The organism is Shewanella japonica, assembly GCF_002075795.1.
GTDB classification, from domain to species: domain Bacteria; phylum Pseudomonadota; class Gammaproteobacteria; order Enterobacterales; family Shewanellaceae; genus Shewanella; species Shewanella japonica.
The window spans coordinates 258,817-285,660 of the sequence record NZ_CP020472.1 but is presented as its reverse complement, the minus strand read 5'-3'; the positions used below and the strand labels follow the sequence as shown (position 1 = coordinate 285,660).

Below are 26,844 nucleotides of genomic sequence, written 5' to 3'. Positions count from 1 at the left end.
CTAGTCAAAAAAAATCAACTCAACGCGGTACTATCACTCAGCTTCGAGATATACTTTCGAAACGGCTAAAGTATATAGATCAACCCTGATTTGAGGTACGTAAATGACCGGTAAAACCATTATTGTGATGGGTGTGTGTGCTTGTGGTAAAAGCACCGTTGGCGAAAAGTTAGCAAATAGCTTGAATGCGAAATTTATTGATGGTGACGACCTACACCCACGAGCTAATATTCAAAAAATGGCCCGTGGCGAGCCATTAAACGATGATGATCGCGCACCATGGTTAGAGCGCGTTCGAGACGCGGCTTACAGTATCGAATCAAAAAATGAAACGGCCATCATTGTTTGCTCTGCACTAAAACAACAATACCGAGACACCATACGAGAAGGTAACCAACAAGTCGCTTTTCTATATCTACAAGGCAGTTACGATCTTATCTTGGCAAGAATGCAGGCTCGAAGTGGCCACTTTATGAAACAAAACATGGTCGACAGCCAGTTTGCTACCCTTGAAGATCCTAGCCAAGAAAACTTAGTCGTCACTGTTAATGTCGATAACAGTATCGACAATATTGTTTCACTCGCTGTTAAGCAATTTAAACAGCTAGGTTATTAGCCTATCTTGCTCAAACAGACATAAAAAAGCCGCTAACAAATTAACTTGTTAGCGGCTTTTAGTCTTTATATGAATCTAGTAGCAATCTAAATAACCTGAACTCGGGATAAGAGTTCAATAAGTTATGTTTAAATAGCCATATTCACTCTTTTAAAATAAATCAGTTAAATTCAAACTTGAGCTTTGCGCTGATAACAAGGCGAATTTACGCGTCAATAGCGGGTCTATTGCAAGTAAATTCAACACAGTTAGCGTTGCAAAAAGCTGTTTGATATGCATTTAATCGATAGGGTCTTGGTGAATTATCACTTCCGCACTATCAAACGCTTCACATAAACGTTTCTCAGTGTTGTCGGTTATTTCATGGGCTTCACGTAATAGTAATGAGCCTTTTAACTCGATATGAAACTGGATAAACGTGGTCTTACCCGCTTGTCGAGTACGTAAGTCATGTAAGCCATTCACTCTAGGGTCTTGCTTAACAATTGCGATGATGTCTTCACGGGTTGCTTCATCTAGCTCACGATCAAGCAAGGACTGAATAGAGCGATAACCTAAATCTATTGCTTGATGACCTATGTATAAAGCAATTAATACCGCAAATAAACCATCAGCCCACCACCAGCCATATTGTGCCAGTACTAAAGCGAGTAACACTGCCCCATTTAAAAATAGGTCAGATTTATAATGCAGTGAGTCCGCTTCCACCACAGTACTATTGGTTTTTGCTAACGCTTTTTTCTGCAGCATCACCAAGGCAAATGTCATCACTAGCGCAATGATAGACACCACCATGCCTAAACCAGCATGAGAGACTTCAACAGGATTGAATAACCGCTCTCCACCATAAAACAGTAATAAGAATGCTGAGCCTAAGATGAAGGCAGATTGAGCAAGCGAGGCTAATGGTTCAGCTTTTCCATGACCATAACGATGATCACTGTCAGCAGGCAAAATAGCATAACGGATGGCAATAAAATTAACGATTGAAGCAAGTGCATCGGCAAATGAATCGGTTAACGATGCAAGCATGCTCGCAGACCCAGAGTAGAGCCATGCGAGCAATTTGATCACAATAAGGATTAACGCTGTGGCTACAGCTGCGCGACTAGCTAACTTAACCCAAAAATCGTAGTCTGAATCTGTTGTCATAATAGAGGTCATCACGCCTAAATAAATGCAGTGGTAACCTCCAGTATAACGGAGTCAGTTAACAATTAACCACGACCTTTACCTTTGGTTTTGGTAAAACGTGAGTCAAACTTCTCTTTTTGCTCTTCAGTCAGTAGCTGGTAGATTTCATTTTGCATTTTCATGAAGTTTTTCATGCCTTCTTTTTGCTTCAACTGTTTCGCTTCAATGATTGAATCAGCCTTGGCATCGTCAAAGTTTGCATTACTGATAAGCGCTAGCATTTCAGTTTTATGTGCAGCACGTTCTTCTGCTGATGGACGCTCGCCTTTCTCTTCTTTGTACTTCTCAATAATCGCTTTTACATCTGTGCGTTGAGTGTCAGTTAAATCAAGTGAACGTAGCATTTTACGAACACTTTTGTGCATACTTTTACCGTGGTGCTTACCACCATGTGCTCGCTCACCCTTTTCTTGTGTCTGTTCAGTTTGAGTATTGGTATCTGTGCTTGTTGCGTACACTTGACCTGCTAATAATGCAGAAGAAGCAACTAGGGCTAATAAACTGTTTTTTACTGTTAAACGTGATTTCATAATCTCACCTATATATTTGCTTAATTCATCATTTGAAGAATGGCTACCAGCACTTGATCAAGTTGATTAAATAGCACTGCTAACAGAATTTTGTCTTGTTATACCAAGCTCACTAACTGCAAATCCTTTGAAGTCGTTTTTGGTATGAAGCTAGTTTAGCCAATGCAATGTCAGTTAGGGTTATGAGTCGGTAAAGCTATGTAAAGATCCCATTTTGAACATAAAAGTTACTCTATAAAGCAGAATGGGAGCCAGTTCACGTATATAAAAGCTAATCATTTCCATACTGAACAAAAGCATAAGTTGTGTATCTGAGATAACACTAGCGTCTTCAGTCTGCCTTAATATTTCTAATGGCGACGTAGTGATTCTGGTTAACTCTTTTGATGTTTATAGTTGAGGTTATGGATGAGCAAGTTTTTCACCCGCATAATGATTTTATTCAGCCTGATAGTGTCAGTAACAGGTTTAGCGCACGCAAACGATTCCGATATTTGGGTCAACAAAACTACCAGTGAGCCCTCGGTAAATTTACACTTTTTCTGGTCGCAGACTTGCCCCCATTGTCGTGAGGCACATCCCTTTATCGATGCTTTAGCAGAGCGATACAACTGGATTAATCTCGAAGATTACTTAATCAGCGAACCAGGTAATGTCGATAAGTTGATGGCTATAGGTAAGAAAACAGGAGTAGAGCCTAAATCAGTACCTTACTTTGCAGTTTGTGGTGAAGCGATAACTGGTTATAACAGTCACGACGTTACTGGGCGCTATATACTTGAACGACTTGAAGCTTGTTATCAAAGAAACGGCGGTACTGGAGATCTTAAAGATGTCATGGCTGATTTCTATGAAGATAAAACCACTGCTGATGCGCCATTATTTGAAACATGTTCAGACAGTGCCGATCCTGATGCGGGAACATGCGGAATGGACTTTGAAGCAAGTAATGGCGAACATTCAAACCTAGACTCAAAGCCCCACGTTCAGCCTGTTGATATTCCGCTTATTGGCGCTGTACAACCTGAAAAGATGTCGCTACCTGTATTGACCTTAGTGCTAGCTGGCGTCGATGCCTTTAACCCTTGTGCCTTCTTCGTCTTGCTATTTTTATTAAGCATCATGGTGAATGCGGGCAGCCGTGGACGCATGCTATTAGTGGGCGGGATTTTCGTTTTCTTCTCTGGCTTTATTTACTTCATCTTTATGAGCGCATGGCTCAACCTGTTCCAACTGCTTGGTGGTGGAGACGGAGGCTGGATTATCACAGGTGCGGGATTAATTGCACTGGTGGCCGCCTTGGTCAACATAAAGGACTTCTTCTATGGCAAGGGAGATGTCAGCTTATCGATGTCGGTTGAAAACCGTGGCAGCTTAATAAAGCGGATGGGTAAATTGTCTAAAACCAGCTCTTTACCAACCTTAATATTCGGTTCTGCGTTATTGGCGATTATGGCCAACGCTTATGAGTTACTTTGTACTGCTGGTTTCCCGATGATTTACACGTCTGTGTTATCAATTTCGGGGTTAGATACCATTGAGCGTTATATGTATCTCATCGCTTATAACGTCATTTACGTTATTCCATTAGCAACCATTGTGATTGTATTTGCTGCTACCCTTGGCAAGCGTAAGCTAACGGAAAAAGAAGGCGAAGTACTTAAACTGATGTCGGGTATTATGATGTTAGGTTTAGGCAGTATGCTTGTTATCAACCCGATGGCGCTGCAAAACGTGGTGTTCTCTATAGGCTTGATTCTAGGCTCTATCTTGTTAACTTATGTCATCGTTAAGATTAAACGCTTGAAGCAAAAGTCTTAATCTTGCTATACAAGGCTCATTAGCCTTGCTATTAAAGCGAGTCTTACGCGTAAGACTCGCTTTTTGTATTTAGTTTTCCAATAGACTTTATTGGTAAGCTCCAGCCGAGTAAGTTAACTCATAGCTATGGCTATAGATTTCTAAAATATTGCCGAATGGGTCTTCCATGTAAATCATCCGATATGGCTTCTCGCCAGGGTAATAGTAACGAGGCGCTTTCATGCGTTTTTTACCACCAGCGGCAACAATTTTTTCAGCCAAACCTTCAACATCTGGATCTTGAACACAGAAATGGAAGATACCTGTTTTCCAATATTCAAAATTATCGTCAGGGTTTTGCTGGTTTTTAAATTCAAACAACTCCACTCCAACTCTGTCGCCAGTAGATAAATGGGCTATCTTAAATCGTTCCCACCCTGGACCAAAAACGTCGCTACACATCTCGCCAATGGCTGAATCGTCTTCAACAATTTCAGTCGGCTCCATGATTAAGTACCAGCCTAAGACTTCAGTGTAAAACTTAACTGCGGCCTCTAAATCTGGCACCGAGATACCGATATGAGAAAAGGTTCTAGGATACGGTGTAGGTGAATCTGGCATTGCTGCGGCCTCAGCAGTAGCCTCTTGTTGCGAGGTGGCAGACGCACAACCCGTTAATGCCATAGGCAAAGCAGCGGCCCCTAAACTTACACCCAGTAACTTCATGAATTCTCTTCGACTGGGATGATTGATAAACATAGTGTGTTCCTATAACGGCGATACAATTGAGGATGTCTAACAGATTGAAAGCGGGGTTACGAAAACTTAATAGCCTCCATAAGCCCCTGTGAATATTATTTATATGCACCACTGGCATAATGTAATTCATAGCTGTGGCTGTAGATTTCTAGGATATTTCCAAATGGATCTTCCATGTAAATCATGCGGTACGGTTTTTCACCTGGATAATAATAACGCGGTGCTTTCATTCGTTTTTTGCCACCAGCAGCAACAATTTTCTCTGCTAGGCCTTCAACATCAGGATCCTGAACACAAAAGTGGAACACGCCAGTTTTCCAATATTCAAAGTTATCTTCTGGATTCTTTTGATTCTTGAATTGAAACAGTTCGACGCCGATACGATCGCCGGTAGACAGATGGGCAATGTTAAAACGCTCCCAACCTGCACCAAATACATCCGTACACATTTCGCCAATGGCAGAATCATCTTCAGTAATTTCTGTTGGTTCCATAATTAAGTACCAACCTAGTACTTCGGTGTAGAACTTCACTGCCGCTTCTAAATCAGGTACTGAAATACCAATATGAGAAAACGTTCTTGGGTAAGGCATAGGTGCAGACATATTTATCTCTCCAGTTGTTGTTCATAAAGTCGGGCTAATTTCGATGAGAAAAGTATAGGAGAACTACAACTAAAAAGTTAAATTATCAATATTTATGTTTTTAATAACATTTTGTAATAACCAGCATTGCGAAGTACTGGATTATGCCGATTTGTTTGATACTGTTTCTCACCAAGTGGCCTTTTTGTATTTCCTTTAGCAACTATAATTGACTGATACTTTGAGATTAATTTTAAAAATCTTATTTTAATCACGATATTGAGCACCGACAGAGATCGCAAACATGAATCTATTACACACAGTATTACCGGCCATTTTACTCAGCACTTTACCTGCCACCACTGCCTTTGCAGAAACCTCCCCCCAGTCTGAAGTCATCACGACAGCTGATATTGACTGGGGATATTTAAACCCACTTCGTGGCGATAAAAGCCCTGGGGCGGCCAACCTTTGGGGCGATCGCACCCAAAATGTGCCAACGGGTATGTTAGTGAAATTCAATAAAGGGTTTTCCTCACCTCCTCACATTCATAATATTACTTATCGTGGTGTGGTTATTGAGGGGAAAATGCATAATGACGATCCCGATGCGGCAACCATGTGGATGCCAACCGGTTCTTTTTGGACACAACCTGCTGGCGAGAACCACATCACTGCAGCCAATGGCGAAGACAACCTCATCTTCCTTGAAATTGATAGTGGCCCTTATTTGGTTAAACCATCTAGTGAGCAATTTGACAATGGCGAACGACCAATAAATCTTCATCAATCAAATCTTGTTTGGCTAGACCAAACCGACACGAAGTCTATCAATGGAAATAATGCTGAAATAACCGCATTATGGGGCAGTAACAAAGTCGGGGAGCTCGGCGGTGCAATGATAAAATTGCCAGCCAACTTTAGTGGAACACTGACAAGCGATGCTGAAGAGTTTAGAGCCATTGTTATCAAAGGTAGCCTTAACTATCAATCTGTTGAAACACCAAACAGTAAAGGATTAACCGCGGGCAGTTATTTTGGCTCTAACGGTAAATTCAGCCATAACGTGACAACGTCAGCACAAGGGACAATGGTATATATTCGCACTAATGGAAAATATCAAGTCGCTGAAAAATAGTGCGGCTAGGTGGTAACGCGTAGCAAAATTTATGTCGCACTTACTCATCTTTATGTAAAAGAGTGCAATGTTGCTAAACTTGGATCCTCATTCGTTATATAGTGCAATTAATAAAAGAGTGAGGATCGCAATGAGTCGAATTTTATTAGTTGATGATGACGCAGGTTTATCAGAATTATTAGCCCAGCTTTTGGTACTTGAAGGGTTTGAATTAACCCAAGCATTTGACGGCCAACAAGGCCTTGATTATGCACAGAACCAAGATTTTGATTTAATTTTACTTGATGTAATGCTACCAAAACTTAATGGCTTTGAAGTCTTACGTGCCCTCAGAACTCAAAAGCAAACGCCAGTACTCATGTTAACTGCTCGTGGTGATGAAATTGACCGCGTGGTTGGCCTTGAAATTGGCGCTGATGACTACCTACCAAAACCGTTTAACGACCGTGAGTTAATTGCACGTATGCGCGCGATTTTACGCCGCTCGGTATTAACTCAAGCTGACAAAAATGAGCAAGTTAGATTAGATTTTGGTGACCTCAGTTTAGACCAAGCAAGACAAGAGCTTTATTGTAACGAACAACTTATTATCTTAACGGGTACTGAGTTTTCCTTACTGCATAGCTTGATCACCCAAGCGGGCGATTTGGTCACAAAAGAACAACTTAGCGAAACCGTACTCGGTAAAAAATTAATGCCATTTGATCGCAGCTTAGACATGCATTTATCTAACTTGCGCAAAAAATTACCTGAACGCAGCGATGGCCGACCAAGAGTAAAAACCATCCGTGGTAAAGGCTATATTTGGATCCCGTAATGACATTCCTCTCTTCTATAAATCGCTTATTTGTTAAGTTATTACTGGGTTTTTGGTTATGCAGCTCGCTCATCATCGCCTTTGTGGCGATTTTGCCTTTTTTACAGCAAAGCCATGATCAACTCCCTTTGTCGGACAAACAAACACAACTGCTCAAACGTGCGGCAAAGCACTTTATAGAAGAGCCGTCGCTACTTGAAGATGAACAAGCGTTAAGACGTTTAAATCGTCACCGAAATCGTGATGGAAAAAGCTTTAAGTTTTATATTCTTGACGAGCAAAGCAGGGTGTTAAATACGAACAAAGTACCACGTACTTTTCGTGAGTTTTTACTTATCAGCGAAGACAATGGTGCCCCTATTAGTCACCAATTCCGCACTGAGTTAATTTTCGGCCCTTACGAATTTATAGCAGGTGAGAAGCCTTACCGCGTCTATGCACGTATTTCAGATAATCACCCACGCCCTTGGTTTTTCTTTTTCAGTGATAACAAGCTGCTGACAGCCATTATCGCCATGTTAATGTCTGGTCTACTGTGCGGCCTTTTAGCTTGGAACTTAGGTAAGCCATTACGTTCACTCAAGCAAAGCTCTAATGCGCTAGCGCGAGGAGACTTATCCAGCCGAGTCGAAACCAGCGTGGTAAAACGTGGGGATGAAATTGGCGAGCTGGCCCAAGCATTTAATACCATGGCAGAGTCCATCGAAACCATGATGAATAATCAACAACGCTTAATGGGTGATATTTCTCATGAACTACGTACGCCGTTAACCCGGCTGCAATTGTCATTGGCATTAGCCCGTAAGAAAGATCAAAGTAGCCCTGATATAGAACGTATTGGCTATGAAGCTGAGCAGTTAGAAGCCCTCATATCTGAGCTATTAACCCTATCTCGTGTCACCATCAGCAACACTGAAAATAAAGTCCATCTTGAACTGGCTGAATCGCTTAGCCATATTCTTGATGATGCAGAATTTGAAGCCGAGCAGCAGCAAAAACGCTTAGATATTGAGATCCCTGAAACAATCAGTCTCGACCATTACCCAAAATCCTTATCTCGGGCGATAGAAAACGTGCTGAGAAATGCGATTCGCTATGCCGAATCTGTGATTTCTATTACGGCAGAACAGGTACAAGATCGAGTGGTGATCACCATTGATGATGATGGACAAGGGATTGATGAAGCCGACTTAGAAGAAATCTTTAAGCCGTTTTACCGACCTGATGATGCTCGCGATCGTGAGTCAGGTGGCTGGGGATTAGGTCTGGCCATTACCCAAGCAGCCATTAAGCTCAACCAAGGTAACATTGAGGCAAAAAATATCTCTCCCCATGGCCTAAGTGTTGTCATTAGCCTGCCTAAAACCATGCAGTAACCTAAGGCTACCTTTCTAACTCTCAGATAAGCGTTAGCAGGAGCCATATGCAGAATGTCAGGGAAAACATCATCATCTTGATGATTTCTTTCCCTGGTTATGATGTTTTGAGTATAATTCTCGATTCATTCAATCAAGGTATTTAACATGTTCCATATTGCGCTTTATGAACCAGAAATTGCTCCAAACACGGGTAATATAATTCGTCTGTGTGCCAACAACGGGGCAAAACTTCACTTGATTGAGCCATTAGGTTTTGATTTAGAAGAGAAAAAGCTTCGTAGAGCTGGCTTAGATTATGCTGATTTAACCAATATCACTCGCCACAAGAATTTTGAAGCCTTCCTTGAGGCGATGCAAGGCAAGCGCATCATGGCGTGCACGACTAAAGGCAGCCGCCCACATAGTGAGCTTGAATTTGCCGCTGATGACGTATTGTTATTTGGTCCTGAGACCCGTGGATTACCGATGGATATCATTGAATCTATTCCCGCCAGCCAACGGTTACGCATTCCGATGGCTGCGAGTAATCGCAGTTTAAATCTATCCAACTCTGTGGCGATTATTAGTTATGAGGCTTGGCGTCAGCTTGATTACGCTGGAGCTGAATAGCTAATTTAACTTGTAGCGCTGGCTAATTGGGCTGAACAGTTGTCAGCTCAATCGCGCGGATCAATTGATATTGCTGGCTATCATCATCAAGATAATGCGCACTTTGACGCCACAACCAACTGTCATTATTACCATTATCAATTGGAGCGCTAGTCGTCGATGATAAGGGCTCAAAGCTTAAACGAATCAATGCTGGCCGCTGATTAAGTTGCCCTTTTCCTAAAAAAGTAAAACTATCCCCACGCAGATATAAACTAAAAACTTGCTCTCTATCTGCACCAACACCGTCAGTGTACGTCAGGAGTACATCACCACTATGTGCACGAAACCACCAAACTTCACTATTGGGGTTACTGTCGCCACGGCTCACCGTCAGCATTAAATTCCGTTTATCAGATGAGCAAATTGCAGCAGTTGTCACTTGTTTTGGTCTGGAGCCCGACTTAGCCGCCGAGCCAACCCAGTCACCATCAAGTCGTGGACAAAACTGGCTCAAATCCACTTTCGCAGCGCTCACGCTGGCTGCGGGCAGCATCCCTATAAATCCTAACAAGAGGGCTAAGCTACAGCTTATTTTTGAGATTCCAATATTATAAGACATGGACAAAAAGGCCTTGAAGTAAGCTTAATCAGTGATTAGCTAGCACATTATTTTATTCCATCACGATTTTCAAATAACTAAACTATTTTTGCAAATAACGTCAGTTATTGAACCGACAAATTTGACCAATAAAAAATGCCTTTCTCAAATAAGAAAGGCATTTACAATCAAAAGTAGACGAGATGAATGTTATTGACCGAAGCCCACGTCCGTCATATTAATCTGCGTGACTTCACCATATTCTTTAGCAATATCAGCAACCTTAGCAGCATTACCAATCAACACAAACTGCAAATTGTCTTGAGGGAAATAGGTGCTTATTAAACGCTGAGTATCTTCAAGGGTTAAGCCGTCGACTTTGGCTTGAAACTCATTGATGAAAGAATCATCAAATTTATAGATATACATATCTGCCATTAGCTCAGCTAGCTGACCACCTGTTTCAAATTTAGGCGGGTATTGGCCTTTTACGTAGGCTTTAGCTGAATCTAAGGTTTGCTGATCTATCCCTTGTTCCCATAAACGCGCATAGGTTTTTAACGCTAAGTCCATGGCCTCTTTAGTCGTACTGGTTTTGGTAAAGGTGCTGACTTGGAAAACCCCAGAATCAGAAAAAGGATTAAAGCCAGAACGAGCGCCATAAGTTAATCCAGCGTTGACCCTTAACTCATCGTTTAACCATGAAGTAAAACGGCCACCTAAAATGGTGTTGACTACCGTTAGCCCTACATAATCAGGGTTATCACGGCGAATACCTAAACCACCAAAAACAAATGTTGTTTCAATCGCATCAGGTTTATCAACTAACAATACTCGGCTAGCATTGAGTGACGGTAATCCCTGTGATAAATCAGGTTGGACGGCTTTTTCAGTTCCCTGCCAGCGACCAAAAGCTTGAGTTAGCTTTGCCTTCATTTGGGCTGGGTCAAAGTCACCGACAACATTAATGGCCATGTTACTTGGCTGATAATAGCTTTTATGGAAAGCACGTAATTGTGCAATATTAATCTCAGCTAACGAAACGCTGTTACCCGTTGTTGGGTTAGCGTAAGGGTGCTGTCCAAATACCATTTTAGTGTAGTAACGGCCAATAACCGCGCGGGGGCTTTCTTTTGCTTGCGATAATCCCACTATTTCACGCTGTCTTAATTTTTCAAATTCAGCGCTATCAAAGTCTGGTGACATCAACACATCTTGCATTATCGCAAGTACGGTATCGAGATCCTTACTCATAAAGTCAGCATCAATTTGCGAGCTTTCACGCCCTGAAGCTGTCTTTAAACTTGCACCAAGAAAATCAATGGTTTGCTCAATTTCCGCCTTCGATTTGCCACCAGCACCTAATAATAAACTCTTAGCAGTCATATATGACACGCCCGAGGTAGTGTCATTAACAGCACCAGCTCTGACAACCGCATTGATGTTAATAATCGGCACTTCAGACTGCACCATAAAGTTCACTTTTAGGCCATTATCTAAGGTCATTGATTCGTATTGCGGCATGCTAAAGCTGCCAGTATCAACCGTTTTACTGGTGCCTGTAGTACTTGCACACCCTGTTAAGGCTAGTGAGCATGCCAGCGCCATGGCTGTAAGCGTACGTTTTGAGGTAAATCCTGCTAATGACATCATAGGTCAGCTCCTTCTGTTGCAGCTAACACGCCCACGGTGCGATTGGCCTTACGTAAATAGGTTTGCGCCACACGTTGAATGTCTTCTATTGTGACTTTGTTATATGCCTCTGGGGCACTGAATAGTTTGTCATAACTGCCAAAATACAGCTCGTAACGGCCTAAGGTATTGGCACGACCATTAATGGTTTGCATCGTACGATAGAAATTCATCAGTTTGATATTTTTAACTTTTTCAAGCTCTTGTTGAGTCACCCCTTCAGTGCTAATACGGTTAATTTCCGCAATCATGTTGACTTCAAGTTGCTCCGCATCGACTCCCGCATTTGCCACACCAAGAAAATAAAACAGGTTAGGATCAAATGATAATGGCAGATAAGACACCACGTTTGATGCAACTTGTTTGTCAACTAGCCCTTGATATAAACGAGAGCTATTACCTTCACTAAAAATGGTATTTAGCAAATCAAGTGCATAATAATCTTCATGTTTTGTCGAGGGTACGTGGTACGCCAACATCACGTTTGGCGTACTCACTGACGCTTTTTCCACAAACACGCGACGCTCGCCTTTTTGAAGTGGCTCTACAGTGCGCACAGCTTGAGGTGGCGTTTGCGCAGGAATGACGCCAAAGTATTGTTTGGCCAGCTTTTTGACTTCAGCAACATTCACATCCCCAGCAATCACCACGACGGCATTATTGGGTGCATAATAAGTTTTATGGTATTGCTGTAAATCTTCTAAACTCCAAGCTGCGATATCTGACTCATGACCAATCACTGACCAGCTATAAGGATGCGCTCTAAATGCCACACCTTTAACTTCCTCTTGAATGGTGCGCCAGTTAGAGTTCTCTAGGCCAGTGGTTCGCTCAGATTGCACTACGCCACGTTCACTTTCGACCATTTCAGGGTCTATATCTAAGTTGGCGATACGATCGGCTTCTAAGTCGAAAATGGTCTCTAATGCATTGGCAGGAAACCAATCGGTATACACGGTTATGTCTTCAGTGGTGTAGGCATTGTTAGCACCACCAGCAGCTTCCATCGTTCGGTCAAACATTTTCGGACCATACTTTTTTGAACCGTTAAACATCATATGCTCAAAGAAGTGTGAAATACCGGTAATCCCTGGCACTTCATTACGTGAACCGACTTTCCAAAATAGATACATATTGGCATTGGGTATGCTGCTGTCTTCTAGCACCATAATTTTCATGCCATTATCTAACGTAAAAGTATTTACATCTTCTTGAGTGGTAGCTTGCGCTACGCTAACCCAAGCGCTGAGTAATACCAATAACGCGGTCATTCTGCGTTTCATGTTGGTTTCCTTTTAATCATCCGTCACAGCGACGATATCTTTCATGGTCTTTGTTAACTGACACAAGATTGTTACTTGTCAGGTAATTCGTTTTATTACTTAGCGCTTAAGGCCGTTAACGCCAATTGTGTCATGGTTTGCACACCAACTTTTAATGCAGACTCATCCACATAAAACGCCGGTGAATGGTTGCTGGCCACTGTTGCAGGATCTTTGCCTGCTGGGGTGACCCCCAGAAAATAAAACAAACCTGGGGTTTCTAATGCGTAATAAGAAAAGTCTTCAGCGCCAGTAATCAGCCCTGGCTCAATTAAGTTATCCTCGCCTACAACACTGCGAATGACAGGGCGCATTTTAGCGACTAATTCAGGATTGTTTACTGTCACAGGATAACCAGCATCAATTTCTGTTGTGGCAGTTGCCCCAAGGGTTTTAGCTGATAATTCTGCAATTTCGGCAAGCTTAACTTTAATATCTGCTCGCATATCTTGATCGAAAGTACGTATCGTTCCGATAAGCTCTACCTCATCAGGAATAATGTTTGAGCGAATACCACCATTAATGGCACCAAAGCTAACGACCGCTGGCGCTTTGGTAACATCAACTTGACGGCTAATAATGGTTTGCACGCTATTAATAATTTGCGCAGATGCCACAATAGGATCCACTCCGCCCCAAGGACGAGATCCATGGGTTTGACGACCTTTAACGGTAATAGTGAATGAATCTTCTGATGCCATCGCGGGGCCTGAACGAAGGCCAATAACCCCCGTAGGTAAACTTGAAGTCACATGCATGCCAAACACTTGCTCAGGTTTACGCTTGGCAAATAAGCCTTCTTTGAGCATGAGTTCAGCGCCGCCTTCTTCGCCTGCAGGCGCTCCCTCTTCTGCCGGTTGAAAGATAAACATCACGTCACCAGCAAGGCTATCTTTAGCATTAACAAGGTTTTCGGCCACGCCCATTAACATCGCCACATGGGTATCATGACCACATGCATGCATCACGCCTACAGTTTGACCGCGATAAGTATCTGTGGCTTTTGAGGCAAAAGGTAAGTCCACCACTTCAGTGACAGGCAATGCGTCCATATCAGCACGAATACCAATTAATGGCCCAGGTTTTGCCCCTTTTAAAATCGCTACAACGCCTGTGTGAGCCACACCAGTTTGTACTTCTAAACCTAATGATTCTAGATGTTGAGCAATCACTTTACTGGTTCTAAATTCTCGATTAGATAGCTCAGGATGCTGATGTAAATCCCGGCGCCACTCAATGACTTTTTGTTCAACATTCGCAGTCAATTTAGCTGCATCAGGGGTATTGGCAAAAACGGCAGGAGCAAACGTGCCTGACAGTGTCGCAACACATAAGGCTAAAGTAGAGAGGCGCATATTATCATCCATGGTTATTATCATTTTTTGTAGCATTCCAATCTACAAGGTCTGACTCGAGTTGTTAAATATTTTGTTAAAGGAGAACCTAAGAAATTGTTTCGATTTGTTTACTTAGTGAACTTCTGTACGATTGACCTGTGCGAATCGTTACCCTTTCGCCAGTGGTTGCAACACAAGGACATTTGCTAATGGATATCAAATTTAATCAATTCACTGCATTGAGTCACTCTCTGACACTGGATATTGCCGATTGGCATATTCACAACCAGTCGTGGGGAGTGTTTAGTGCTCATGGTGATATTGGATCCATACTAGGCGATCTGCTTTGCCAGCAATCCGCTGCATTATTTGATAACAAACTGACTAACCAACCCAAAGATATTGAGGTGTTGTCAGGTGACATGAGTATATCGGCGCATCGCATTGCCCAAGTTTCATTAACCGAGCAGCAAAGGTTATTAGCCTTAGAGCTTGAAAGTGACGACACAGATTTTCAAGATATTGTCGACACAGGCACTAAAGTCATCGAACTGATAAAACAAGCACTGCCCGCAGCGGGTAGCAGACAAACCAATAACCCCGAGCCAATTGATGCACTACTGACAAAGCTAGATCTACACTCACTACAAGAGCAAGGGTTTCGAGAATTATCGACAGGGGAAACACGACGAGTCATGCTGGCAATTGCCATCGCCAGTCAGCCAGACTTTTTAGTGCTTGATAATCCATTTTCAGGGTTAGATATTCAACATCGAGATGCATTATCTTACTATTTAAGCCAATTACCAATCCCGATGTTACTGGTGTTTTCAAGAGAAGAAGATCAACCCAAGTGGATAGATAACATTGCTATTTTCAGCCACGGAAAGTTAGACAGAAAGATGAACAAACACGATTGGGAGCAGCACCCTGTCATCGCCCAAATAACCTCACAAACTCAGGTACAAAGCGAATTAATGTTGGCGACAATGCAACGACATCGCCACCAGAGTCATTTTAACAATCCGGTTTTTGAACTTAAAAATGGCAAAGTTGCCTATAGCGATAAAACGATTTTTACCGATGTGAATTGGCGAATTGATAACGGCCAACACTGGCAAATTAAAGGCCCAAATGGTTGCGGTAAGAGCACCTTGTTAGGGTTAATATTTGGCGACCACCCTCAATGCTATAGCAATGATATTCATATTTTTGGCAAAAAAAGAGGCACCGGCGAAACCATATGGGAAATTAAACAGCATATTGGCATGGTGTCTTCAGCACTCCACTTACAATATCGGATAAATTGCAGCGCGACAGATGTGATTTTATCAGGTTTTTATGACTCGATAGGCTTATATCAGCAAGCCAGTGCTGACCAGAAAGCTGTCGCAAAAGACTGGCTCATCATGCTGCACATGATTGAGTACGCCAATACACCGATAAAGCAATTAGACTATAGCCAACAACGATTATTACTGATTGCTCGAGCACTCGTTAAGCAGCCTACGCTACTGATTTTAGATGAGCCTTATCAAGGCTTAGATTACTTGGGAATACGTTTAGTTAAAAAGACCCTTGAGCTGATCGCCAAAGAGAACCTGAGCCAGTTATTGTTTGTATCCCATTATCATGAAGACAGTATCGATAGCATTGACCACTATTTAACATTTGTGGCCAAAGAAAATGGTGAAGGTTACCGAGCAGTGATTAGTGAGTAATCTGCTAACAGCGCTAACTGCTGGAGGCTATTTCTCTTCAATTTTTCGTTCTTTCGCGGCAGCTTCTTTTGCTTCTCGCAGGTATTTGTCGGCACGAGATTCACGCTCATTAAATTGTGCTTGAGACTTTTTTATCTGCTCTTTTTCCCACTCACCAGACTCTTGACGAGCTAAGACTTCTTGCTCACGATTTTGGGTATCACTTGCTGCTTTACGAGCTTTTTCTAACTGTTCTTGCTCAGTCTTTTTGGAGTCAATTCGCCCTTGATCCGCTTTTTGAGATAATGTCAGCCTAGGCTTTTCACTTGCGCTCACGTGCCATGAACTGATCGCACTCAAGATTGCCATTACCGTGACAGCAATGAAATATGTGTTACCCAATCGCGTTTGATTCAACATGCGGTATATCTTCCTTGTTATTGTTCTTGATCATAACGAGCACGCACAGCTGGCGGCATGGCATCTAGCTTATGTTGCACCATCGCATCAAAGGCTGCAAACATTGGCGCTATATCCAATGTCGGATTAATGGCTTGCAGCATATATGCTGTCGCTTCAAGCGTCGACAAGCTATCACTTCGTTTCGCTTTACGAATGCGATATTGTGACACACCTTCAAACTCAATATGCAATGCCGGCAAATCAAGTAACCAAGGATTAAGCTGCAGCATTTTGAAGGCTTTTCGCCAAGTGCCATCAATCAATAAAATAATACAATCTTCAGGTGAATTTGACTCTGAAGCACGTTGGCTTGTTTCGCTTGGATAGACTAAATATACAGGCTTGCTGGCTTGTTGCAGATACACTTGCAGCTCAGCAAAGTCTTCTGCTGTTTCCCCTACCACAACTTGAGTCTCTGGTAAGGTTAAGCACAATAACTTAACCGTATTTTTAGCATGCTCAACCTCTGAAGGGTGCTGCAGCACAATCACTTCGGTTTTGACCTTCACTGTTTTCACGCTGCTACACACGCACGCCGACTGTGGATAAGCACATTTTTGGCAAAAAGCTCTGCTCATTAAAATTATAGCCTGTTGTAATAAAAGAAATTATATGTAATGTTACTTAAATAACATTTGCTAATTAAGCCTATGTTTAGGATATATTTTAACTCAGGGAAGAATTATGACTATCAATAAAATATCACTTTCGGTGATACTTTACCTTGCAAGCTGCGCCTCTTTTGCAGCAGATACCTCTCCATCAAGTTCAGAAAGTAGCTTTCATCACCAAGCCGAAATTGGGTTTCTTGACACCAGTGAAAGCTCAGACGGTTTAGCAAGCGCTACATATAGTTATTTTTTTCAAGGCGTAGACCAAACCGATGTCCCTCTTGAACTTGCACCGTATTTAAGCCAGTCATCTGTTGTTTCAGCTCGTTACGCTACAACAGATCACCAAGACCTTTATGCACTTAGTGGTGAATATATTTTCGATTCTCGCTTTTTTATTGGCGGTGCTTACTCCCTAGTAACACAAGAGCGTGAATGGTTTGATTCTAGTGATGAAGATACCTATGAAATCAATGCTGGCTACTATTTCAATCCATACGCTAAAGTTACGTTGTCATACTTAACTTACTCACACTCCAACACTTATTCAAACTCCAATCACGCTTGGTATGATTCATACAATTCTCAAAGTTCAGAAGATTACGATGCCATAGCCGCCAAATACGAGCATTACTTACCTTTTGAAAAAACGTCTGGTTTAATGCTAACTGCACTAGTGACCTATGCCGAAATTAAGTCGAAGTCTCACAGTGCATACACTACGTATACTGTTAACGGAACTGATGATTTAATTCCACAAATGATTGAGTCAAGTAATAAAGGGAAACATGAGGAGACGACGTTAATTATCGATGCAGACTGGTACATTACAAATGCTTGGTCTGTTGGTGCTAGCTATAAATATCTAAACTATGATAGTAAAAGCACTTTCTCATATTCAAGCCAAAGTCCAGAAGGCTTTATCAGCGACACGAGTGGCTATATTAGTGATGATAGCTTTAATGTTTATACAGTTAATACCAGCTATTTCTGGAAGTTCTCTAAATACATTTCCGCTAGAGCTTCAATAGAGCAGCTTTTTATTGATAGCGATTCAGATACCAGTTTCGGTATCGCGATTAACGCTCGTTTCTAGAACCAAAACAACAATGCCGCTGAATAACCTCCAGCGGCATTGGTATTTAATTCAGACTTTAACCATTAATGCTCTGGCTGTACTTGCTCCATATGCAAATGGCTTAAACTTTTTATCGACATGATTAATAGCAATACTAACGATAAACCACCCATTAAGAAGGCTACGGCATAAGGAGCGCTGATGTCAGTCATCTGAATTAAGCCCGCTAACACAGATGCACCACTCATTTGAATACAGCCTAACATGGCTGCTGCAGTACCCGCTCTTTCACCGAAAGCAGATAAAGCCATTGACGTTGCAGGGCCAAGTAATACTGCAAAACCAATGCATAACAACATCATTGGCAACATGAAGGCAAACCCTGCTGCAAGACCTGTTTCAGGTCCAGCTAACTGCATGACGACTTCAATAACAGCAGCTAACAACATCATTGCGAGTGCAGCAATAACTGCTGGGCGATTGCCAATATGCTTAACCAACACTGGCGCGGCAAAACACGCAGCAATATTTACCGCAGCATTTAAGCCAAATAAGCCACTAAACTCAAGTTCACTTACCCCTAACTCGCCAATCAGCCACATAGGTGAATACGATACGTACGTGACAATAGAAGCCATAGCCACCATACAAGTACTCGCATAAAACATAAAATGCGGATCGCTTAGCACTGGCTTATAACGTGCCCAACGATATAAAGGGCCACTGGTATCGGTGTTTTCTGGACGAGTTTCTGGGAATTTAATGAGGACAATTGCGAGCACGATAATGGCGTACAGTGCCATAAAAATAAATGTAGATCGCCAACCAAATTGCAGCGCGAGTAAGCCACCTAGTGTTGGTGCCAAAGCAGGAATAACACAAATAGCGCCTTTCAAATAACTGTACATTTTGACGCTTTCTTTGCTGCTATAGCAATCACGTACCGCACTGAATACTACAATTGAGGTTGAACAAGCTGCTAACCCTTGTAAAACTCGAGCTAATTGTAGCACTTCAAACTCTTGTGCCATTGCGCCAATAAGACTGCTAACGCCATAAAGGACGATACCAAATAATGCGATAGGACGGCGCCCAAAACGATCTGCTAAAGGACCAATCAGGATTTGACCTAAGCCCATCGCAAACAAAAACAGCACTAATGTCGACTGAACTTGGCTACCACTCACACCATACTCTATCGCCATCGTTGGCATAGAAGGCAAGTAGATATCGATGGCCAATGGGCTTAATAGCACCATAAACATCAAGGTGGGTAGCAGGTTACGTCTCATTTGTTCTAGTCTCTTTCTTAATTTCGAGTATTGATTTAGGCGCGCATTTTAGACTACTCATGGTATGAATAGAAATGGTATGATTTCCTAAGTAAATTTCCCTAGAGGAATATCATATGAATATTGATAATCTGGCTAAAATTGATCTCAACCTATTGGTCATTCTTCAAGTCTTACTTGAAGAACAAAGCGTCACGCGCGCCGCCAGCCGCTTGCACTTAAGCCAGTCAGCATTGAGTAAAAGTCTCAATCGCTTACGTTCAACCTTAGATGATCCATTATTTCAGCGAACCGCACACGGACTTAAACCTACCGCGCATGCCATTCAATTAGGCGAGCAATTGCCACAAATATTACAGACATTGCATCAGCTCACCCAACCACCAACTTTTGAGCCTGCAAGCAGTAATCAACATTTTTCATTTTCCATGGTCGAAAGTGCTTACGAAACTTTGCTACCGTATTTTATCGGCACATTGTTACATGATGCCCCTAACGTCAAACTCGACTCGTATGTTTGGACCGAAAAGTCGATGCAAGATTTACAGTTAGGACAAATTGATTTTGGTATTGCAGGTCGTGACACTCACCCTCAAGCCGATTTAAAAATTGAGCAACTACCAGACGGTATCGAGCATCAAACCCTATTTAAAGATAAGCAAGTATGCTTGGTTCGCCAAGATCACCCCATGCTAGCAATAATACAAAGCCCGCAATGGAATTTGGCAAACTACCTCACAATGTCACATGTGCAAGTGCGCTGCGAAGGCAATGATTGGTGGGCGCTAGATTATCACCTAGCAGAACAAAACTTACATCGTCGTATCAGCACCACAGTGCCCGATTTTTATGGCGCTGCCAGTATTTGCGCGTACAGCGATTTAATCTTTACCTTACCATCGAGCTTTGCCCGCCACGCGGTTAAACTCTACCCTTTGGTACAAGTCCCCTTGCCATTTGAATTTATGCCAATGGCTTATGTGTTGTTATGGCATGAACGTAACAGTCAAGCACCTGGACATTTATGGCTACGGAATATTATTTGTGAAAGTGTGGCGAAAGCCGTGAATCAAAGCGATGTTTAATTTTCCTAGATTCAAATAAACGATACTGATTAAAACCAATGACTTAATGCTTGCAGCCCCAAACCCGTAACCTTAGCTAACAAACATTAACCAGGTTTAACGTGACGTTAATAGCTGTTCCATTGCATTATTAATATACAAATTCTACGGCTTCGAGTTTAACCAGCCATTCTAGAGACGTTTCCATCGCCTTTTGATTCGTGTCTAGCCAGTATATTGAGGAATATTAATGAATTTTAACCAGTTTATAAATCAAGCCCAACTGAAACAAAAAGTTGGCACCATGAATCCTATTTTTGCACTACTATCGATTATCGCTATTGGCTTGATGTCGATTGTTTTATTGCCATTTTTAATTGTGTTTGCCGTTGTTAGCTTTATCGGGTTAAACCTACTTGGGCGCAAGTACCTAGCCCCAAAGATGCAGCCAATTTTCGGTCAACAAGCACCAGATGAGGTTTATCGAGGCGATCCGAACATCCAACGTGAACGTTCGGTTTACCAATCAGATATGTTTAAGCAAACAGGCAACCACAGGCAACGCAGCGGTCGCACCTTCGACCATCAACCTGATTAATACGTTTGTTAGCTTGTCACACATGAGTCATGACTCAACCAAAAACACCGCCATTTGGCGGTGTTTTTGTTTCTTCATTCAAGAAGTTGATAGTTGCGTGTAAAAAATCTCAGATTTTGAAAATTCACTTTACCTGATGACAAATAGAATATGGCTAATAAAACATAACTAAGCCAAGATCCCTTGTGCATGAATCAAAGATTTCAGCTCTTCTTCACTAGGTTTAAGCGCGATCACATTATCAATTTGAATTTGAAGCGATTGCCAAATCGGTTCGATAATCTCAGCTTGTTCATCATTAGCATATTGTTTGGCTAGTTTAAGCAATGACGCCGATTCAACCACATCAATGCGTTTAAATACACCATCAGCAAGCGCGACACTTAGCTCTATCATTGCAGGAACACTGCGGCCATAGTTAATCACATCTCGCAAATATCGCTCTGCTAAACACACATCTGCCCCTAAACCTGAATCATCATTAAGCATATGCTGGGCTCGGGTAAACATGGCGTCTAATTGACCTTGCTCGGCCGCCTCTGCCAGCCAATGTTCACTGGCATTTGGATTTGCTTCACAGCCTTCACCATTAAATAACATCAAGGCAAGATGATATTGAGCATGAGGATAACCCGCTTGAGCCGCTTTATTAATCCATTCAAAAGCCTTATCAAGCTGTTGTTGCTGATAATACAAAACGCCTAGGTTTGACATCGCTTCAGTGTTTTCAGCTAATGCAGCTTGCTCTAACCAATTCGCCGCTACCGCTAAATCCACTGCAAAGTTTTCACTACCAACCAAGAAAAAGAAGCCTAATAGAGCTTTCGCTTCTATGACGCCAGCTTCTGCAGCACGTTCAATAGCTATCTCGCCAGCTAAGGCATTTTTTTCACCACTGTAGCCATGCAGTAAAGCAACGCCATGCTCAAATAAGGCTTGTTGATGCTTGTCTGAAGCCAGCTCAAACCAATTAGCCGCTTGCTTAAATGTGCCAACTGACTCAACTTGATTTTCGGCATCTTGCTCAAGTGATTGCTCTTGCTCTTGTTGCATTAACGCTTTTGATTTAAGCGACATACCCACCAGGTACTGAGCCTGCGGATCGTTGTGCATCACAGCTTGATAGCACAGCTCACGCCCCACATATGAATCAAAGGCTTCAAACTGATACTCAGGCGCTTTTTTACGGTGTACTTTTGGATACAGCAAGGTAATTAACGACAAGATATTCTTGATGGTTTTCTCAGCCAGTGAGACAAGCTGCTCTTGCGTTAAATGATATTTTTCTGGATGAGCACCACGGTTACCGTCGCTGCGTAATCGGTGCAGTGCACGTGTGGTTGGTACATCAATAAAACGCATTCGATTCAATTGCTCGATGCGGTCATATAAGTTTGGGCTATTAAATTTAACGGAATGTTTATCGGCTAATAGCGAGGTGACTTGATGGGTAAAACTACGAACGAACACCAAAGCCTGTGTTGGAATATCTCTAACGTAGCTTTTGGCTTTGGTGTAATCGTCTACGATGTCAGCTGAGAAGCCGCCAATAAATTCAATATCATTTAACACTGGCGTGGCTCCTTAGCATGATTACTCGCATTTAGATTTCTGTGGTATCTGATTCACTATCATCTGTCGTACGGTTAACCATATACAATCTAAATAAGGCAACGTTAACGAAAAGTCCTAAAAATGCGAACAAGGTATCAATAATAATGCGTAGTGGGAAACCACCGAATTCTGTTAACTGCAACACGATACCACCTACCATAGAAAGTGGCAGATATAACATTAAAATAAGCATAGTTTTCAATACGATTGGTGATGAAAACTTAAAGCTACTTTTAATGGCTTCAAGCGGTGATACACGTTCTACGATAACCATAAAGTTGACGTATGCAAGGCGAGCAAACAAGTAGAAACTAATACTTAATCCAATAATCCAAAATGGCCCAAACACGGCAAATAACATAACAGGTGCCAAAATGGCTAAACCAGAGAATACCCCTGCGAGTAGTAATGGTGGCACAAAGGTAAAGCTGTTTTTAAGCACTAAACCAGGGGTCACATCATGACCTCGTGAACGAACCTCTAAATACAAGGTTAGCGCGGCAATCAATAATGAAAAAATTAACAGTAACGCCATCATGGCTGCACCATGAATAGCGCCAAACTGTGGGATTTCTACTTCAGCTTGCGCTGCGAGTTCTGTTCCTAACCACACTTGGATCATTACTTGAATTAACAGTAGTGGCACAGTAAGCGAAGCAAGCTGTGCAATATGGTTACGAAAGAAATTATATGCTTCAGTCAAAATTGCAGACAATGACATGGGATTTCCAATAATCTAAATAAGACAAATATGCTGCTAAGGATACCGAAAAAACAGTGTTTTTGCACAATTGATATTGAAGCTTAATAGAAGTTAATCAAATCAATTGTCACATTTTTGTGAATAACGTTAAAATGGTGACAGAATATCGATACCTCACCTTTAATCATTCAACAAAACCACAGGATGGCCATGATGAAATTAAGCCCTGCAGTAAGTCTTCTAATAGCGATGTTTGCCGTAACTTCACCAGCACAGGCAAGTTGGTTAGACAGTGTATTTGGAAGCGATGAAAAGAAAGTAGAACAAGTAGACACTGCGGCTACTCAATCTACTGACTTAGTTGGTAATGTCATGTCACAACTCGGGTTAAGCCAAGAACAAGCTGAAGGCGGGTTAGGCACGCTTTTAAGCCTAGCGCAATCAAACCTAGGCGGTTCTGATTTCAGCCAGCTATCAAACAGTATTCCTGGAGCCGATGCATTACTCGCAGCAGTACCTGAGCTATCTTCAGATTCTGGTATGTCAGGGTTATTATCCCAGGCGGGTGACTTAGGTCAGTCATTTGAAGGCGCAGCTATGGTTTATGATGCATTTGAACAACTTGGTATCAAAAAAGAATACGTAGCGCCTATGGTCGATATCGCTAAATCATATTTAGAGACTAACGGCAGCGAAGGTACAGTCGATTTGCTGATGAAAGGTGTTAATTCATTGCTATAAGCCAAACAGCATTTAGGATTAACATAATTTAATGCCGAGCAATTCGCTCGGCATTATTGTCTCTGTTAAGCTTAATCAATATAGATTTCCCATTAAATGCGCTCATTAGCTGGCGTGTAGGAGGCAAAATGATCGCGAAACTGAAACAGTTTTTACAATCCCATGCTCAAGCAGTGACCCCTGAAGAGCAAGCGCAACAGCTAAAATTAGCCGCAGTGAGTTTACTGCTTGAAGTCATGTATGCAGATGAGACGCTCGATGAGCAAGAAGTCGCCATGCTCCCAAGCATGATTAGTCACAGCTTAAATATCAGTTCAGCTGAAGCAAATGCATTAATTGACGAGGCCAAATTAGTTCAAGGTAACGCAACGTCGTTATTTGAGTTCACCGCCGAAATTAATGCTCAATGCTCAATTGAGCAAAAGCAAAAGCTGCTACTGTGTATGTGGAAGCTGGCATACTCTGATGGCAAATTGTGCCGAAACGAAGATCAAATCATTCGCCGAACTGCAGATTTGCTGTATTTAAAGCATAGTGAAGTCATTCAAATGCGTAATATTGCCATGGAGCAACGCTAACTCGGTTTTTGCATAATTTAGTCATAGAAAAACAGCGCATTAAGCGCTGTTTTTTGTTTTGGTAACCTAGGGAATACTACGCCAACTGTTTGCGAGCTTGATGCTGTTTCTGCCAATACATAAACGGCGCTATCACCACCAGTAGAATAAATGAATACAGCATATTTTCAGCTAAGGCGATGCCCACGCCAATACAAAATACACTACCACCAATAATCAATGGCAAATAACGTTTGCTGAGCAATTTTACTGCCGATAGCATGGTCAGCAGATAAATAATCACAAACACACCATTACTCCATGCAATAAGATCTTCAAGCTTTTGCTCTGTCACAAAGGTTAAGGTGATGACCAATGCCATGATGGTCAAAATAGTGTTCAACGCACGTAATGGCACGCCATAGCCATTAAGCTGGCTAAAATAACTTGGCAGCACCCCTTCTTTACTGAAACTCCACAATAATCTCGCTGCACTTGCACAATACACATTGACCGTCGCCAAACCACTGGCAATACCTAATACTCCAATCACTTGTGCACCCATGCCTTGCCAAGTGATATCACCTAATAACACATTGAATGCGTGGATCATGGCTAAGCCTTCTTTATCACTTGGCACCATCAACAGCAATAAAGTACAGATAAGGTAAATCACGCCAACGAGGACAGTGCCTATCATCATAGCCGGTAACATATCCTTTTTAGGATCGTTAAAATCATTGGCTAAATGTGTCATGGCTTCGATGCCCAAAAAGCTCCAAAAGCCGATCCCCATAGCTAACATCACTGTAGAAGCTTCTGGTGAAGCCATACTTGCAAAAGATTCCACTTGGCTGACATTGGTGCCACTCGCACCAAATAGCACAGCAACAACAGCGACAATGGCTAGCGTTAACGCAAATTGCAACTTGGCCGAAACTTGAATCCCGCGATAATTAAGCAGTAACAATACCGCCACAATGGTGAGTTCGGCCGCTAATTGCCCCCAGCCAGTAATAGACACAAGTGCATCCATAAACTGGAAAGTCATTAAAATCGCTGCTGGCGCCCCAATAGGTATCACAAACAAGAAAATTAATCCTATTGTGCGCCCTGCTGTGGTGCCATAAGCTTTCTCAATAAAATAGGCAGGCCCTGCGGCATGTGGGAAGCGACTAGCCAATAACCCAAACACCACCGCAACAGGCAAAATGGCGATGGTTAATATAGCCCACGCCAATAATGCACCACTATTTGCCACCGCAATGGTCATTTGCGGCAAAATAAATACCCCTGTACCTAGCAAAGTGGTGGCCATCAACCCGGCACCTTGCCAGCGCCCTATCGTTCCTGTAATTTGATTCATTGGCTTATTCTATGGTGAAGTTTGAAAGAATTATAAAATTAAAATGATAAACAAACTGCCGTAAATACCCCACAAGATAATGGATTAAACCACCATATTGTCGGAATTAATGCAAAAAACCGACATTATGGCGGCCCACTTATAACGGTTCAGCCTTTTAAAGCGAGTAAGACTTCACATGGACAAATTCGACCAACTCATCATTAATGCACTACGTGCCAATGCCCGCCAAAGTATTTCTCATATCGCTGAGACAGTCAGCTTATCACGTAGTGCTGTAACCGAGCGGATTAAAAAGCTCGAGCAATCAGGGATCATTCGTGGCTATCAAGTGTTATTAAGCGAGTCACAAAAAGAAGGCGTTTCCGCTTATTTTGAAATTCAGCATGAACGGGCAAATTGCGCCGATGTTGTCCATGTCTTCCACGTCATTCCAGAGGTAATCACTTGCCAAGGAATCACCGGAGAAATGGACTTATTGGTGTATGTCAATGCGGCATCCATGAAGCGATTACATGAAATTCGAGAGTATATTGATGCGCAAGCCGATATTGTCAAAATTAAAACTCATGTTGTAATGAGCGAATGGATTAACAATCAAGCGTAACGCACATTTTATAATTAATTTATTGGTTATACTGATAAAAATAGCCAACATTTATTAAGCCAGTGACTCACATTCTGTAAGGTTTGTGGTTAAC

The 26,844-nt window shown here is 42.1% G+C and carries 27 protein-coding genes; 13 read left to right on the top strand and 14 right to left on the bottom strand.

All coding sequences use genetic code 11. The features are described from left to right. Positions 1-103: 103 nt before the first annotated feature. The gene (locus SJ2017_RS01235) at positions 104-616 is read left to right on the top strand and encodes a gluconokinase (RefSeq protein ID WP_055025354.1); all 513 of its coding nucleotides are present in this window, start codon (positions 104-106) and stop codon (positions 614-616) included. A gap of 279 nt (positions 617-895) precedes the next feature. Here SJ2017_RS01235 and fieF read toward each other — a convergent pair whose 3' ends face one another. Both fieF and SJ2017_RS01225 read right to left on the bottom strand, forming a co-directional pair. Then, positions 896-1,768, bottom strand: coding sequence for a cation efflux pump FieF (gene fieF / locus SJ2017_RS01230; protein WP_080917338.1), 873 nt, complete (start codon positions 1,766-1,768; stop codon positions 896-898). Positions 1,769-1,833: 65 nt separating this feature from the next. Then, a complete protein-coding gene (locus SJ2017_RS01225; RefSeq protein ID WP_080914633.1) occupies positions 1,834-2,340 on the bottom strand; it encodes a Spy/CpxP family protein refolding chaperone in 507 nt (168 codons plus the stop codon). Between the two features lie 408 nt (positions 2,341-2,748). On the opposite strand from SJ2017_RS01225, the gene SJ2017_RS01220 reads away from it, so the two are divergent. After that, positions 2,749-4,161 carry a cytochrome C biosynthesis protein gene (locus SJ2017_RS01220; RefSeq protein WP_080914632.1) on the top strand — a complete coding sequence of 471 codons (1,413 nt, stop codon included), beginning with the start codon at positions 2,749-2,751 and terminating at the stop codon, positions 4,159-4,161. A gap of 87 nt (positions 4,162-4,248) precedes the next feature. On the opposite strand, the gene SJ2017_RS01215 is transcribed toward SJ2017_RS01220, so the two are convergent. Together SJ2017_RS01215 and SJ2017_RS01210 are read right to left on the bottom strand one after the other, a co-directional pair. Beyond that, positions 4,249-4,761 carry a lactoylglutathione lyase family protein gene (locus tag SJ2017_RS01215; RefSeq protein WP_080917336.1) on the bottom strand — a complete coding sequence of 171 codons (513 nt, stop codon included), beginning with the start codon at positions 4,759-4,761 and terminating at the stop codon, positions 4,249-4,251. A gap of 233 nt (positions 4,762-4,994) precedes the next feature. Beyond that, positions 4,995-5,504 carry a lactoylglutathione lyase family protein gene (locus SJ2017_RS01210; protein WP_174567600.1) on the bottom strand — a complete coding sequence of 170 codons (510 nt, stop codon included), beginning with the start codon at positions 5,502-5,504 and terminating at the stop codon, positions 4,995-4,997. A gap of 283 nt (positions 5,505-5,787) precedes the next feature. Between SJ2017_RS01210 and SJ2017_RS01205 the strand changes: the two genes are divergently transcribed. The 4 genes from SJ2017_RS01205 to trmL all read left to right on the top strand — a co-directional run bounded on the left by SJ2017_RS01205 (position 5,788) and on the right by trmL (position 9,426). Then, the gene (locus SJ2017_RS01205; RefSeq protein ID WP_080914631.1) at positions 5,788-6,621 is read left to right on the top strand and encodes a DUF4437 domain-containing protein; all 834 of its coding nucleotides are present in this window, start codon (positions 5,788-5,790) and stop codon (positions 6,619-6,621) included. A gap of 130 nt (positions 6,622-6,751) precedes the next feature. After that, positions 6,752-7,438 (top strand): response regulator, encoded by a 687-nt coding sequence (locus tag SJ2017_RS01200; protein ID WP_055025359.1) that lies wholly within the window; start codon positions 6,752-6,754, stop codon positions 7,436-7,438. Next, the gene (locus SJ2017_RS01195) at positions 7,438-8,814 is read left to right on the top strand and encodes an ATP-binding protein (RefSeq protein WP_080914630.1); all 1,377 of its coding nucleotides are present in this window, start codon (positions 7,438-7,440) and stop codon (positions 8,812-8,814) included. The genes SJ2017_RS01200 and SJ2017_RS01195 overlap by 1 nt, the downstream gene beginning before the upstream one ends. A 147-nt stretch (positions 8,815-8,961) precedes the next feature. Beyond that, positions 8,962-9,426: a tRNA (uridine(34)/cytosine(34)/5-carboxymethylaminomethyluridine(34)-2'-O)-methyltransferase TrmL gene (gene trmL / locus SJ2017_RS01190; protein WP_080914629.1), complete on the top strand. Its 465-nt coding sequence runs from the start codon at positions 8,962-8,964 to the stop codon at positions 9,424-9,426. Between the two features lie 22 nt (positions 9,427-9,448). On the opposite strand, the gene SJ2017_RS01185 is transcribed toward trmL, so the two are convergent. From SJ2017_RS01185 to SJ2017_RS01170, 4 genes are all read right to left on the bottom strand, one after another. Next, positions 9,449-9,961 carry a hypothetical protein gene (locus tag SJ2017_RS01185; protein ID WP_167692874.1) on the bottom strand — a complete coding sequence of 171 codons (513 nt, stop codon included), beginning with the start codon at positions 9,959-9,961 and terminating at the stop codon, positions 9,449-9,451. 255 nt (positions 9,962-10,216) lie between these two features. After that, positions 10,217-11,659 carry a M16 family metallopeptidase gene (locus SJ2017_RS01180; protein ID WP_080914627.1) on the bottom strand — a complete coding sequence of 481 codons (1,443 nt, stop codon included), beginning with the start codon at positions 11,657-11,659 and terminating at the stop codon, positions 10,217-10,219. Next, a complete protein-coding gene (locus SJ2017_RS01175; protein WP_080914626.1) occupies positions 11,656-12,981 on the bottom strand; it encodes a M16 family metallopeptidase in 1,326 nt (441 codons plus the stop codon). The genes SJ2017_RS01180 and SJ2017_RS01175 overlap by 4 nt, the downstream gene beginning before the upstream one ends. A 95-nt stretch (positions 12,982-13,076) precedes the next feature. Continuing rightward, positions 13,077-14,375, bottom strand: a complete 1,299-nt coding sequence (locus SJ2017_RS01170) for an amidohydrolase (protein ID WP_174567599.1) — start codon at positions 14,373-14,375, stop codon at positions 13,077-13,079. 191 nt (positions 14,376-14,566) lie between these two features. On the opposite strand from SJ2017_RS01170, the gene SJ2017_RS01165 reads away from it, so the two are divergent. After that, the gene (locus SJ2017_RS01165) at positions 14,567-16,078 is read left to right on the top strand and encodes an ATP-binding cassette domain-containing protein (RefSeq protein ID WP_080914624.1); all 1,512 of its coding nucleotides are present in this window, start codon (positions 14,567-14,569) and stop codon (positions 16,076-16,078) included. A 27-nt stretch (positions 16,079-16,105) separates the two neighbouring features. On the opposite strand, the gene SJ2017_RS01160 is transcribed toward SJ2017_RS01165, so the two are convergent. Together SJ2017_RS01160 and SJ2017_RS01155 are read right to left on the bottom strand one after the other, a co-directional pair. Further along, on the bottom strand, positions 16,106-16,426 hold the full coding sequence (locus tag SJ2017_RS01160) for a hypothetical protein (RefSeq protein ID WP_174567616.1): 321 nt from the start codon (positions 16,424-16,426) through the stop codon (positions 16,106-16,108). Positions 16,427-16,494: 68 nt separating this feature from the next. Beyond that, entirely contained in the window at positions 16,495-17,097 is a 603-nt protein-coding gene (locus SJ2017_RS01155) for a tRNA-uridine aminocarboxypropyltransferase (RefSeq protein WP_080914623.1), read from the bottom strand. A 106-nt stretch (positions 17,098-17,203) separates the two neighbouring features. On the opposite strand from SJ2017_RS01155, the gene SJ2017_RS01150 reads away from it, so the two are divergent. Further along, entirely contained in the window at positions 17,204-18,226 is a 1,023-nt protein-coding gene (locus SJ2017_RS01150) for a putative porin (RefSeq protein ID WP_080914622.1), read from the top strand. 65 nt (positions 18,227-18,291) lie between these two features. On the opposite strand, the gene SJ2017_RS01145 is transcribed toward SJ2017_RS01150, so the two are convergent. Then, complete coding sequence (locus SJ2017_RS01145) at positions 18,292-19,500, bottom strand: multidrug effflux MFS transporter (RefSeq protein WP_080914621.1); 1,209 nt, start codon at positions 19,498-19,500, stop codon at positions 18,292-18,294. Between the two features lie 116 nt (positions 19,501-19,616). On the opposite strand from SJ2017_RS01145, the gene SJ2017_RS01140 reads away from it, so the two are divergent. After that, positions 19,617-20,585, top strand: a complete 969-nt coding sequence (locus SJ2017_RS01140; protein WP_080914620.1) for a LysR family transcriptional regulator — start codon at positions 19,617-19,619, stop codon at positions 20,583-20,585. Positions 20,586-20,814: 229 nt separating this feature from the next. Further along, positions 20,815-21,162: an NfeD family protein gene (locus tag SJ2017_RS01135; protein ID WP_055025371.1), complete on the top strand. Its 348-nt coding sequence runs from the start codon at positions 20,815-20,817 to the stop codon at positions 21,160-21,162. A gap of 168 nt (positions 21,163-21,330) precedes the next feature. On the opposite strand, the gene SJ2017_RS01130 is transcribed toward SJ2017_RS01135, so the two are convergent. Together SJ2017_RS01130 and SJ2017_RS01125 are read right to left on the bottom strand one after the other, a co-directional pair. Further along, positions 21,331-22,734, bottom strand: coding sequence for a tetratricopeptide repeat protein (locus SJ2017_RS01130; RefSeq protein WP_055025372.1), 1,404 nt, complete (start codon positions 22,732-22,734; stop codon positions 21,331-21,333). Between the two features lie 31 nt (positions 22,735-22,765). Next, on the bottom strand, positions 22,766-23,497 hold the full coding sequence (locus tag SJ2017_RS01125; RefSeq protein ID WP_055025373.1) for a hypothetical protein: 732 nt from the start codon (positions 23,495-23,497) through the stop codon (positions 22,766-22,768). A 195-nt stretch (positions 23,498-23,692) separates the two neighbouring features. Here SJ2017_RS01125 and SJ2017_RS01120 point away from each other — a divergent pair, with 195 nt between their 5' ends. Further along, positions 23,693-24,220 carry a DUF2780 domain-containing protein gene (locus tag SJ2017_RS01120; RefSeq protein WP_055025374.1) on the top strand — a complete coding sequence of 176 codons (528 nt, stop codon included), beginning with the start codon at positions 23,693-23,695 and terminating at the stop codon, positions 24,218-24,220. A gap of 128 nt (positions 24,221-24,348) precedes the next feature. Continuing rightward, a complete protein-coding gene (locus SJ2017_RS01115; protein WP_055025375.1) occupies positions 24,349-24,798 on the top strand; it encodes a tellurite resistance TerB family protein in 450 nt (149 codons plus the stop codon). A gap of 76 nt (positions 24,799-24,874) precedes the next feature. Here the strand turns inward: SJ2017_RS01115 and yjeH are convergent, their stop codons facing one another. Beyond that, positions 24,875-26,143, bottom strand: coding sequence for an L-methionine/branched-chain amino acid transporter (gene yjeH, locus SJ2017_RS01110; RefSeq protein WP_080914619.1), 1,269 nt, complete (start codon positions 26,141-26,143; stop codon positions 24,875-24,877). 178 nt (positions 26,144-26,321) lie between these two features. Between yjeH and SJ2017_RS01105 the strand changes: the two genes are divergently transcribed. Next, on the top strand, positions 26,322-26,750 hold the full coding sequence (locus SJ2017_RS01105; RefSeq protein ID WP_080914618.1) for an Lrp/AsnC family transcriptional regulator: 429 nt from the start codon (positions 26,322-26,324) through the stop codon (positions 26,748-26,750). Positions 26,751-26,844 lie beyond the last annotated feature (94 nt).

Bases quoted from the DNA above. Each gene is read 5' to 3' on its own strand.
- SJ2017_RS01235 (WP_055025354.1), top strand. From the start codon at position 104: ATGACCGGTAAAACCATTATTGTGATGGGTGTGTGTGCTTGTGGTAAA.
- fieF (WP_080917338.1), bottom strand. From the start codon at position 1,768: ATGACAACAGATTCAGACTACGATTTTTGGGTTAAGTTAGCTAGTCGC.
- SJ2017_RS01225 (WP_080914633.1), bottom strand. From the start codon at position 2,340: ATGAAATCACGTTTAACAGTAAAAAACAGTTTATTAGCCCTAGTTGCT.
- SJ2017_RS01220 (WP_080914632.1), top strand. From the start codon at position 2,749: ATGAGCAAGTTTTTCACCCGCATAATGATTTTATTCAGCCTGATAGTG.
- SJ2017_RS01215 (WP_080917336.1), bottom strand. From the start codon at position 4,761: ATGCCAGATTCACCTACACCGTATCCTAGAACCTTTTCTCATATCGGT.
- SJ2017_RS01210 (WP_174567600.1), bottom strand. From the start codon at position 5,504: ATGTCTGCACCTATGCCTTACCCAAGAACGTTTTCTCATATTGGTATT.
- SJ2017_RS01205 (WP_080914631.1), top strand. From the start codon at position 5,788: ATGAATCTATTACACACAGTATTACCGGCCATTTTACTCAGCACTTTA.
- SJ2017_RS01200 (WP_055025359.1), top strand. From the start codon at position 6,752: ATGAGTCGAATTTTATTAGTTGATGATGACGCAGGTTTATCAGAATTA.
- SJ2017_RS01195 (WP_080914630.1), top strand. From the start codon at position 7,438: ATGACATTCCTCTCTTCTATAAATCGCTTATTTGTTAAGTTATTACTG.
- trmL (WP_080914629.1), top strand. From the start codon at position 8,962: ATGTTCCATATTGCGCTTTATGAACCAGAAATTGCTCCAAACACGGGT.
- SJ2017_RS01185 (WP_167692874.1), bottom strand. From the start codon at position 9,961: ATGCTGCCCGCAGCCAGCGTGAGCGCTGCGAAAGTGGATTTGAGCCAG.
- SJ2017_RS01180 (WP_080914627.1), bottom strand. From the start codon at position 11,659: ATGATGTCATTAGCAGGATTTACCTCAAAACGTACGCTTACAGCCATG.
- SJ2017_RS01175 (WP_080914626.1), bottom strand. From the start codon at position 12,981: ATGAAACGCAGAATGACCGCGTTATTGGTATTACTCAGCGCTTGGGTT.
- SJ2017_RS01170 (WP_174567599.1), bottom strand. From the start codon at position 14,375: ATGCGCCTCTCTACTTTAGCCTTATGTGTTGCGACACTGTCAGGCACG.
- SJ2017_RS01165 (WP_080914624.1), top strand. From the start codon at position 14,567: ATGGATATCAAATTTAATCAATTCACTGCATTGAGTCACTCTCTGACA.
- SJ2017_RS01160 (WP_174567616.1), bottom strand. From the start codon at position 16,426: ATGGCAATCTTGAGTGCGATCAGTTCATGGCACGTGAGCGCAAGTGAA.
- SJ2017_RS01155 (WP_080914623.1), bottom strand. From the start codon at position 17,097: ATGAGCAGAGCTTTTTGCCAAAAATGTGCTTATCCACAGTCGGCGTGC.
- SJ2017_RS01150 (WP_080914622.1), top strand. From the start codon at position 17,204: ATGACTATCAATAAAATATCACTTTCGGTGATACTTTACCTTGCAAGC.
- SJ2017_RS01145 (WP_080914621.1), bottom strand. From the start codon at position 19,500: ATGAGACGTAACCTGCTACCCACCTTGATGTTTATGGTGCTATTAAGC.
- SJ2017_RS01140 (WP_080914620.1), top strand. From the start codon at position 19,617: ATGAATATTGATAATCTGGCTAAAATTGATCTCAACCTATTGGTCATT.
- SJ2017_RS01135 (WP_055025371.1), top strand. From the start codon at position 20,815: ATGAATTTTAACCAGTTTATAAATCAAGCCCAACTGAAACAAAAAGTT.
- SJ2017_RS01125 (WP_055025373.1), bottom strand. From the start codon at position 23,497: ATGTCATTGTCTGCAATTTTGACTGAAGCATATAATTTCTTTCGTAAC.
- SJ2017_RS01120 (WP_055025374.1), top strand. From the start codon at position 23,693: ATGAAATTAAGCCCTGCAGTAAGTCTTCTAATAGCGATGTTTGCCGTA.
- SJ2017_RS01115 (WP_055025375.1), top strand. From the start codon at position 24,349: ATGATCGCGAAACTGAAACAGTTTTTACAATCCCATGCTCAAGCAGTG.
- yjeH (WP_080914619.1), bottom strand. From the start codon at position 26,143: ATGAATCAAATTACAGGAACGATAGGGCGCTGGCAAGGTGCCGGGTTG.
- SJ2017_RS01105 (WP_080914618.1), top strand. From the start codon at position 26,322: ATGGACAAATTCGACCAACTCATCATTAATGCACTACGTGCCAATGCC.